General features: G+C 53.1%; 8 protein-coding genes. 2 read left to right on the top strand and 6 right to left on the bottom strand.

Features of this window, described 5'->3' with window-relative positions:
- Positions 1-710 precede the first annotated feature (710 nt).
- From M3G15_RS15255 to M3G15_RS21700, 5 genes are read right to left on the bottom strand one after another with little or no spacing between them, the layout of a single operon-like run.
- Entirely contained in the window at positions 711-2,306 is a 1,596-nt protein-coding gene (locus tag M3G15_RS15255) for a response regulator transcription factor (RefSeq protein WP_260071414.1), read from the bottom strand.
- Positions 2,251-4,071, bottom strand: a complete 1,821-nt coding sequence (locus tag M3G15_RS15260) for a cache domain-containing sensor histidine kinase (RefSeq protein WP_260071415.1) — start codon at positions 4,069-4,071, stop codon at positions 2,251-2,253. Before M3G15_RS15260 ends, M3G15_RS15255 begins: the two co-directional genes overlap by 56 nt.
- A 32-nt stretch (positions 4,072-4,103) precedes the next feature.
- Complete coding sequence (locus M3G15_RS15265) at positions 4,104-5,672, bottom strand: extracellular solute-binding protein (RefSeq protein ID WP_260071416.1); 1,569 nt, start codon at positions 5,670-5,672, stop codon at positions 4,104-4,106.
- A gap of 44 nt (positions 5,673-5,716) precedes the next feature.
- Positions 5,717-6,001, bottom strand: coding sequence for a PNPOx family protein (locus M3G15_RS21535; RefSeq protein WP_311202288.1), 285 nt, complete (start codon positions 5,999-6,001; stop codon positions 5,717-5,719).
- Positions 6,002-6,040: 39 nt separating this feature from the next.
- Positions 6,041-6,298 (bottom strand): pyridoxamine 5'-phosphate oxidase family protein, encoded by a 258-nt coding sequence (locus tag M3G15_RS21700; RefSeq protein ID WP_397376633.1) that lies wholly within the window; start codon positions 6,296-6,298, stop codon positions 6,041-6,043.
- 623 nt (positions 6,299-6,921) lie between these two features.
- On the opposite strand from M3G15_RS21700, the gene M3G15_RS15275 reads away from it, so the two are divergent.
- Both M3G15_RS15275 and M3G15_RS15280 read left to right on the top strand, forming a co-directional pair.
- Complete coding sequence (locus tag M3G15_RS15275; RefSeq protein WP_260071417.1) at positions 6,922-7,932, top strand: Ig-like domain-containing protein; 1,011 nt, start codon at positions 6,922-6,924, stop codon at positions 7,930-7,932.
- Positions 7,907-9,211 carry a fibronectin type III domain-containing protein gene (locus M3G15_RS15280; RefSeq protein ID WP_260071418.1) on the top strand — a complete coding sequence of 435 codons (1,305 nt, stop codon included), beginning with the start codon at positions 7,907-7,909 and terminating at the stop codon, positions 9,209-9,211. Before M3G15_RS15275 ends, M3G15_RS15280 begins: the two co-directional genes overlap by 26 nt.
- A gap of 13 nt (positions 9,212-9,224) precedes the next feature.
- Here M3G15_RS15280 and M3G15_RS15285 read toward each other — a convergent pair whose 3' ends face one another.
- Positions 9,225-10,214 carry a dihydrodipicolinate synthase family protein gene (locus tag M3G15_RS15285; RefSeq protein WP_260071419.1) on the bottom strand — a complete coding sequence of 330 codons (990 nt, stop codon included), beginning with the start codon at positions 10,212-10,214 and terminating at the stop codon, positions 9,225-9,227.
- Positions 10,215-10,272 lie beyond the last annotated feature (58 nt).

A 10,272-nucleotide genomic window follows, 5' to 3' on the forward strand; every position in this document is an offset into this window, starting at 1 on the left:
GCTAACGCTTGCCCTGGTGCTTATTTCGGGAAAATCGGGGGAGTTCAGATTCTAACGCTTGCCAGAGAGCTTATTCACGGAAAAACCTCCCCTGTTCCGCCGAAAATCGGGAAATAAGCTTTCTGATCAGCGTTAGATTTCAAACCACGCCGTAAATCCCCAAATAGCGTTGCTCACAAGCGTTAGAACTGAAACTGCGGTTGCAGACCTGAAATACAGCTGTTTCGGTAAGCTCGCTCCGTGCTCATTTCCTACCCAGGTCCGACACAGCCAGCTGCTCGGTAGGCTCTCTCCGTGCTCATTTCTCTCTAACGCTTGCCACGGCGCTTATTTCGCGAAAATCGGGGGGTTTTAGATTCTAACGCTTACGAGAGAGCTTATTCACGGAAAAACCGCCCCTGTTCCGCCGAAAATCGGGAAATAAGCTTTCTGATCAGCGTTAGATTTCAAACCACGTCGAAAAGACCCAAATAGCGTTACTCACAAGCGTTAGAACTGAACTACTGTCGCGAACCCGAAACACCCAGCACCTAACCACCAGCACCACACCACATTTACGTACCCAACAGCAGCTCCACGCACCAAGTGGTCCCCAACATCCTGCCACCGCCCTTGCATCAGACTTCTAACAACTGGTACCCAGCACCACACATCCCCCGCCCCAAGCCAGGCACAGCCCGGAGTCGGGCCAAGCCGAAGCTTAACCTAAACTAACCCTTACACTCCCCGGGGTTTACTCCCCAGTACTTGCGGAACACCTTGGTGAAGTAACTGACATCCCGGTAACCCACTGAACGCGCGGCATCATAGACCTTGTGCCCTTCCTGCAGCAGCGCCTTGGCTCGCTCCATCTTGCGCTCGAGGACGTAATCTGAAAAGGCTACTCCCATCTCCTGCTTGAACAGCCGGCTGAGGTAAGAGGAGTTGATATATATGCGATCCGCTACCATGTGCAGTGTCAGTTCCTGATCCATTTCCTCGTTCACCAGACGAAGGACCTCCTTCACCACCTGGTGGCTGCTCGCTTTCCGCTGCTCCTTCACGTAGGCTATGATGCGTTGCACGATTCTCGTCAGCAGCGCCCAAGTTTGCGTTTGGGTGCTCAGCAGACTCACATTCTGGATATACTTCGCCTCGTCGCCAAGCACCTGCTTGGTCGTCCACCCCCGCTTTTGAATCATCCGGGCAAACAAGCCAAGCACAAAAAGCACCGCCTCGTGAAAATCGTCCGAGGACGCCATTCTCGAAACCAGCGCATCCCATATCCCCTGCAAAGCTGTCATCGCCTTGGACTCATCTGCGGTCTCCAGCCCGATCTCCAGCTCCTTCTCCAGATGGGGCTCGATCGCAAAAGGCCGAACGGTCTCCCCGGCGGTTTCACGATATGGGATCACTAAGTCATGCCCGTACACAACTCGCTCCTGCAGGGCATGACAAGCCTGCCGGTACAAGGATGACAGGTCCTCCAACGGACCAACCGCCGCACTAAGGCCCGCACTGGCAGTCCGTTGCAGCACTTCCTTGGTTCGCGAGAGCAGCTGGGACAAGTCCGCATTCATGCGCAGCAACGCTTCGCTCGCATCGGCCTCGGGGCCAATCACGCAGACCATCATCAGATTCATGTCTGAGTTGGCGGCGATCCACCAATCCGGTGGAGTTAGCAGCTCCTTGGCCAGCAACTGGAGTGTAAACTTCTGAATTTCCGTCGTCTCTTCCTCCTTCGGGGAAGGGTCCAGTTCCACCGCCGCAACCGCAATCCGATCCTCCCGATGCAGCGGAACGTGCAGTTCATGGCTTTTCGCCAGAATTTCCTCCCGTCCCATCTTGCCGCCCGCCCACTGAAGGAAGAACAGGTTTTGCAAATGCGGCAGGTTGGACCACCACTGCTTCTCCAAAGCGGCCTGCCGCCGCCACTCTTCGAGATCCTGTTGCAGCTGGCGTCTGGCATCCAAGACCGCTTCCAAGATCTCCGCCTCGCCTGCCGGCTTCAGTAAATACCGTGAAACCCCATGCTTAAGCGCAATCTGGGCAAATTCAAAATTGTCGTGTCCGCTTAAAATAATGATTTTCATCAACCGGTTGAGTAAGCCCCGACCTTTAAGCTCCCGCAATAACTCCAATCCGTCCATGCCCGGCATTTGCACGTCGATCAGCATGAGATCCGGCTTCTTGCGCTCCATGAGCCTAAGCGCATCCAAACCGTTTGCTGCGGTACCAATCATGTCGATCCCGTGCGACTCCCACATGATATTATAGGCTAGCGCTTGCCGCAGCCGGGGCTCGTCCTCCACGATCATCAGATTCATCCTGTCCCTCCTTTAATGGAATCGATAACGTAACGGTCGTTCCTTCCCCCGGATCGCTTTGTACGGTCAGCCGTGCCTCCGGTCCGTAGTACAGCTTCATCCGGCTCAGCACATTCCGCAGGCCAAATAAATCTTTCACCTGCTCTTCATCCTGTGAATAGGCCACGATCTTGCGGAGATCCATCCGGTCAAGCTCCTGTTGAATGTAGTGAAGCCGTTCTTCCTCAATCCCCGGCCCATTGTCCTCCACGCGGATGTGAAGCGTATGCTCCTGTTCCACCCAACTGGAGATAACTAAATAACCGCCCACTTCCTTTCCCTCCATCCCATGGATGATGGCATTCTCCACAATCGGCTGCAGCAGCAGCTTGAGCAGCGGAATCCGCTTGCTTTGCTCCGAAATCCGGTATTCCACTTGGAAGTTATCCATGAAGCGAAGCTGCTGAATCCGTAAATAATAGTTCAAGTGAGCGATGCTCTCCTCGACCGTAAACTCCTGCCGTCCTTTGTTCAGGCTCAGCCGGAAAAAGCTGGAGAGATTCATTACCATCTCACTGATTTCCTCCGCATCGTAATTCTTAGCCATCCAGTAAATCGAATCCAGCGTGTTATATAAAAAATGCGGGTTGATCTGCGACTGCAGAAACCGGAGTTCGGTTGTTTTCAGCCGCAGTTGCTGCTCGTAATGGTCCTCGATTAAATGCTTCTGTACCAGGGCCATGCGATTAAAAGATTGAATCAAAAAACCGAATTCATCCTTCCGGTTCGTGCGGACATGTGCGTTAAGCTCGCCGTTACTTAAGCGCCTCATCCCCTTGGCCAATTTCAGTACGGGGGAGGCAATTCCGCTATAAACCACCCAGGAAACGATCAGTGCCAGAATTAAGCTCAGCCCAATAATTGAAAAAGTAAACAGCCGCAGTTGATCCGTCTCCCGGTACAGCTCGCTTTTTGGCTGAACCAATGTCAGCTGCCAGGGCGAATAGGAGGAATCGATGGTGACGGTCATATCCTGATCCGGCAGATGCATCGCCGAAGGCTTGCCCACTTCCAGCAGCACTTCCCCCCGTTCATTCGACAGGACGATCCGGCTGTTTTCGGAAGGCAGCAGCGTTTTAATAATGTTTAATAATTTGTTCTTGCTGAACGACACGACCAATAAATTGGCTTGCCGATTGCTGTTATACAAATCCATCGCCCTTAGCAGCGAGATACTGTCGGAGTTCGTTAATTGCCCAAAGGTCACTTCGTCCGTCACGGCATAATCGGCCTTAACGTAAGAAATCCCTGTCCCGTTGCGGCGGGCAGTTTCCACAAACCATTCCTTCTGCGCGTCCCCGGCCAGTTGCTTGCCTCCGTAATGGGTGGAGATCAGCATCCCCGAGGCGGGATGATAGACGGAAATTTGTGAGATATACCGGTTCACTGAGACCGAATTCGACAACTGTTCCAAAATGGAAGAGAACGCCAAGATGGATTGCGGCGAAAAATCGCTGCCGCTTTCGTTCAGCAGCGCATTCATTGCCGGGTCGCCGGCGATCAGCGTCGAAATCTCCTCGACGTTCTGAAAGACCAAGTCGAAATGGTTCATTGCCGAGGAGAGGGCCGTTTCGGTCCGCTGCACCGCCTGATCATAGAGAATATCCCGCGACCGCTCCACCGCAAACAGACTGATCAAGACCAGCGGAAGCAAAATGAGAATAAAATATCCGGTCAACCGGAATTGAATATGGTGCGAAAACCGGTTCACAATCCATCGAATCACCGTATTCCCCCTTCCAAGCCGAGAAGCTTGCCTTATCTCCTGTTCTCGCTTTCGTACCAGCGATTCACTTCTTTCGTAATTTCACTCCCTCCTGCCGCCTTCCACTGCTCGACATACCGGTCGAACGCATCCAACGGTTCGATGCCTAAAATAATTTTGACAAATACGTCCCCCAATCGATTTAGATTTTCGTTGTATTTTCCCATGGCTGGGGTCGGAATTCCGTAAAACGCGTTCGGCATAATATTGCGGTGGATGGTCTGGATATTGTTATACAAGTTAAAATCCCCCAGAGAATCCAGCCGCTGCTTAAACAACGTCTCATCGGGAACGTCCACCAAGGACTGATAGATCCCGCGGTACAGACTCTCGTCATGCAGAGCGAAGTCCGTCACAATCCGATCCCCTTCCCGCCGCCAAATTTCATTCTCAAAGCCAAGCTTCAACGTTTTATAATCGCTGGCGATAAAGTCCAGCAGTTGAATGACCTCAGCCGCATGCGGCGAACTGGCAGGGATCACGTTGTATCCACGGATGACATCGATCCCGTATACCCCTTTGTCCCCCTTTGGTCCTGTCGGATATTCTAAGGGAATCCAGCGGGCGTTCGGGTCGCGTTTCATATTGGCCGCAATCGGGCCGCGTGTATCGTACCAGGTTGCGGAGAACAGCCCCACCTTCCCGTACTCGATCTTCTCAGACAGGTTCGTCTGAAGGTTTAACGGAAACTCCCGTTCCAGCAATCCTTCTTGATACAACCGGGCCAGAAAGCCAAGCGCTTCCTTCGTTTCCGGCAGGATATTGCCATATACTAACCGTCCGTCCCGTTCAAACCAGGTATCCAGCTGCGTTCCGAAGGCGCCAAAAAACGGTGAGGACCGTCCAAGGTTGGCCGTGAACGTCAAACCCACGGTATCCTGCAGACCGTTGCCGTCCGGGTCGTCCTGAGCAAAGGCACGAATCACCTCGTAATACTCATCCAGCGAGTTCGGCGGATCCAGGCCCAGCCGGTCCAACCAATCTTTTCGCGCGTACATCAATTCGATGCCCGTCACTTCATTTAAGCTGGGAACGGCATAAATTTTGCCGCCGTATTTCACTCTGTCCCATACTTCAGAGGGGATTTTCGCTTTCAGGTGGGGGCCGTACTGATCAATAAGATCATCCAACGGCAGGAGCGCCCCTTGCTTGACATAATTGTCGAACCATACAGGCTCATAGGCGTGCAGCATGTCGGGGAGATTCCCCGAGGACATGATGACATCCAATTTCTCATCATAGACCTCGGTGGGGGGCGTATTGACCTGGACGTCCAGGCCGGTTTGCTCTTCGATATAGTTCAAATAGCGGTTATCGTTCTCGTCCATGCCTTCGGGGAAGGTCATGCCGAGGTTGGAGATGACGATGCTAACCACAGGACGATCCCGCCCATCGCCAGACGGAGAGGGGCTTTCAGAAAGATCGGTGAATCTACACCCCGTTACACTAATGGACAGCACAATGGATAAAGGAAGCAAGCAAGCGGCCCAACGGCAGGGACGGATTCGTGATCTTGTTGTTTTCGATTTCCCTTTCCATGTATCGGTCTGATTCATCGACATGTCATTACCGCTCCCTTCATCTGGTTCGTGAAAGCATGACTTGATCAATACAACCGGTTCTTATAGCTGTCCTGCAACGATTGTTCAATTTCCTGTTGCGATTTGCCCAGCTTCTTCGTATGTTCAGCCAGAATCGCTGCCGGGTTTGGCAAAGCATCCTTCAATAACCACGTGTTTGTCTCCCATACCTGCGATCTCATGAATGCTTTGGCACAATGGATGTAACATTCCTCGACCTGCACGCCAATTCCAAGTAACGGCACCTTGTTTTTGGCTTTCATTCGCTCCATCAGCTTCGGATCCTTGACGATGCATGCATGCACGTCCATTAATGCGCAACGTTTCTTTCAACCCGGGGATGACAAAGATCAGCCCAATCTGCGGGTTTTCCAAAATATTGTCCAAAGAGTCAAACCGTTTGTACCCGGCCGTTCAGGAATGACCAAATGCTGGTCGTCCAAGACCAATACGAAGCCAGCCTCATCCCCTCGCGGAGAAACATCGCAATTGCCCGCAGCATCACTCGTCGCCATAAATAGCAATGGGGACTTTGAGATAAAATCGCGGATATGATCATCTAAGCGCGGGACCGCTTTATGGTTTACCAGTTCATTAGGTACCCGCATAGCGCATGGATTCCTGTTTGGAGCGGATGGTTTCTTGAAATATCGTTGGATTCATTGGTGTCCGCCCTGTTCTGCAAACCCTGGGCTTGTTTTCTCTTAACGAAATTATACACACTCTCGTGCGGGGAAATTGTCGAATGTTGAAAATTAATCTTTTTGAGGTAAATCATTTTAGTTCATGTTAGATTCGGGAGGAATAGATCAATCCTTTATTAGGAAGGAACATCATGGAGTCTAAAGTTGAAAAGCTCCCCCGGTATCGCATCGTTCGGTCCCGGAAACGTTCAAGTGATGGAGCAGATCGTTGGGGCGTGGAGTGGAACTTGCTAAATCATTTACTTCTCCTAAAATATAGCACCTCCTTAATCTGTGTGAGTTTTTTTCTATTCTTCGTTTTTGCTTATTTTTAGGAGAATCAAAGAATAGCAAGCGAATTGAAATTACTAATCATGAAGCGCCTCGTGAATAGAGGCGTCTTTCTGTTCTTCTGCGGCAACCTCTCTGTTGTGAACTGGACAAGCCTTCTTTTTCGGACGATTTACGGAACTATTCACTTATTTGTAAAGCGTTTACAATGGTAAAAAATGTCTCATCATTTTAAAGAAGGAAGTGAGGAGATCAAAATGTTTGCGTTATTTGCTAAGCAAAAAAGGTTTGTTAAGCTGTTCGCCGCTCTTTGCATCGCTTCTCTACTTCCGCTTTATCCGCTTGGCTCCCTATCAACGGTCTCAGCTGCTTCCCTCGTAACGATTGACACCCCTGCCCACGGAGATGAAGTGGAAGTAGGAACGCTCACCGTATCAGGCCAATACACGGAGGCGTACAACATCGTCCTGATCGTCAATGGCACCGATCAACTGCCAACCCGGATCAACAGCGAACAAGGCGAGGCCTCGGGCGTATGGGTTGCTGAACTGGATACCAGCCGGTATGATGGCGAGATTACGTTGCTGGCCAGAGGGACCCAAAGCACAACCCGATACGGGGTATCGAGTCAGCCCATTACAGTCCACGTCGATAATCCCCAGATCGCAAAACCTCACGTCACGATCACGAACCCGCTTGACGGGGCGAAGCTGAAAGGAAACTCCACCTCAATTCAAGTCAGCGTCAATTCCAGAAACCGCATCCGATCGGTTGAAGTGAGGATGAACGGCGGAGTCTGGCAACCCGCGAAAGAGACCGGAAACGTCTACAAATATGTCTGGAATACGAAAGGGCTCGGCGACAAAACCTCCAGTCTGGAAGCCCGAGCTACCGACGAATATGGCAATATCGGCCGCAGTATGACCGTCTATGCCTCCACAGGCAAAGGAACCCACGAGCCAATCACGTTGGAAAGACAAGATCGAGCGATGTGGATCTGGGAAAAAGCTGCCTACAACCTCTTTCTGAACCCCGGCTCCCGATCCGCGCTCAAAGCCCTTGCCGACGACACGGCGACGTTTGATTCCGACCCCATCACAACCTTCTATATCGGCATGTTCCCTTACGGCGGGGTGGATATCCTTGAAGAGTCCCCCGACAAGGTACGCGATTTTGTACGCTGGGCCCATGATAACGGCTATCAGGTGCACGCCTGCATCGCCGGCGGCACGACGCCGCCACATGGGAGCTTTGTCGCCGTTTCATGAACATGCCGTACGAGAAATTGAGAAAATCATCAATTACAATATCGCTGCTGCGCCAGAAGAACGCTTTGATGGCGTTAACGTAGATATCGAACCGTACATCCTGCCGGAGTTTAATGCGGAGAAGCCTTCCGTTCAACTGCAATACCTGGATGTGCTGCAAAAAATGATCGATCGCCGGAACACCGCCGGCATTGACCTGCCCTTTGGCCCGGCGATTCCCCGCTGGTTTGACAGCAGCGAAGGCGCCAAAGAGATTACATGGAACGGGCAAACCAAATGGCTCTCCGAGCATGTTCAGGATCTCAGCGATTATATCTCGATTATGGACTATCGCGACGTAGCGGATGGCGGAGTCGGCATCATTGCCCAAGCGCAAGGCGAGCTCAACTACGCCAATGCCATCGGCAAGCCCAATTCGGTGGTCATTGGCGTGGAAACGCTGGATATCGCAAACAGCGGTGATCCGGAAACGATCACGTTCCGCGAAGAAGGGCGCACGTATATGGAGGCCGAGCTGGATAAGGTGTATGCGGCGTTCCAGGACGATCCCGCCTTCGCCGGCATCGCCATGCATCACTACGACTCGATCCGCTGGCTGCCATCCATCTGGGGCCCGGGCGGCTACCTGTGGCGCGTGGATCCCGCAGATACGGAGCCGCCTTCTGCCCTGCCGGGTCCGCCGCTGGTCACAAGCATTGACGACCACACGATACAATTAAGCTACGGGCGGGCGACGGACAATTCCGACATCGAGCATTATTTGATTTATCGCGGAACGGAACCGGACTTTACGCCGGATGAGGCCCATGTGGCCGGAAGCTCCCGCAATTTGACGTATATGGACACGGGGTTGCTGCCGAATACAACTTATTACTATAAGGTCGCGTCCGCGGACATCAGCGGCAATATCGGGCCGGCCACCACGCCGGCGGTATCCGCCACGACGGCAGCCTCCTATACCGATCTGCGGCCGATGATCGTTGGCGGAATGAGCGTGACCTATGACGGTACAAGGGCCGTCGTCCAACTGCAAGTTGTCGATCTGGAAACCGGCGAAGGCGTGCCTGCCACGGTTTACGGACGGTTTACGCAGAGCGGAGGCCGCTACATCGAAATGGTGACCGATGCGGACGGCATCGCCAGCGGTTCGTCCGAGGCGCTGTCCTTCCCGTCCGGGGAAGTTGGGTTTCTGCCGCAGCGGATCGTGGCCCCCGGCTACTACTGGGCTTCGGCCTATGACCTAGACCGCCACATCACCGCCGTTTGGCCGCAGGACTAACCGCAGGCATGGTTTAATACAACCGATACCTTTGAATGGCCCGGTGAAGAGAGGTGATCTCTTGCCGGGTCATCTCGTATCCGGCGAGGTCATTTGCCGCCTCCTCCGGGATCACACCGGACAATACGAGACACCAAAGCATGCGCAAAATATACTTATCCATCGGGCGGAAAAACGTTCGTTCCGCATAGCCGTCCACCCGGGCGGATAACTCCATAAACCGCTCGAAGTCCCCCGATGCATACGCCTGCATCAAATCATGCTGGATGTTCGGATATGCAGCACCCAACCCCACTAAAGCGCCGCGAGCCCCTCGCATCAAGGAGTAGCCAAACATCCGGTCCTCCCCTGTGAGCAGCAGCTGCTCCGGGAACTCTTCAGACATTAGCGCGGATACGTCCTGCAGCGTCATGACGCTGTCGAGCGTCGCCAGTTTGATTCCTGCCGTCATGTCCAGAGACAGCAAGGCCCGCAATACCTCAGCGGAATAGCCAATCCCCCCGGCCTCGTCATACAAATAAAATAAAATGAGCGGGACGCCTAACCTCGATAATTCGCGATGATATTCTACGATAGCTTCATCCTGTTCTGCGTCCGGGAGCTCCCGGAACAGCGAAGGCGGAAAAACAAGCAGCGCATCCGCTCCCCCCTGGATCGCATCGGCTGCCATGGCCAAGCTGTCCTGCTGCCATTGGCTGATCTTCGCAGAGCCCAGCCGCCGGGGATCGGGAATTGCGCCAACGCCGGCAACCAGCAGCTTAGACGCTCCAAGCGCGGATTTCCACTGCTTCAACACCGCCATTCGCTCGAAACGTTCCATATGTAAGCCGCGCCCTGTATGTGCCCAAACGGCCACCCCGGCAATCGATTGCTCCGCAAGATACCCGGCGTAAGTTTCCTGCGCCTGCAGGTGAATTCGCCCCTCGCGGTTTCGCGGCACCGGAACGGCGGGTATAAGCCCCCATTCCAGGGCTTGTCTAACCTCATTAACATTGGCGTTCATGAATCATCCCCCTCGTATAGTATCTTTAAAAAGCTCTTTTAGGTTCATTTCCATCCCC

This window comes from Paenibacillus sp. p3-SID1389, assembly GCF_025151705.1.
Classification (GTDB): domain Bacteria; phylum Bacillota; class Bacilli; order Paenibacillales; family Paenibacillaceae; genus Fontibacillus; species Fontibacillus phoenicis.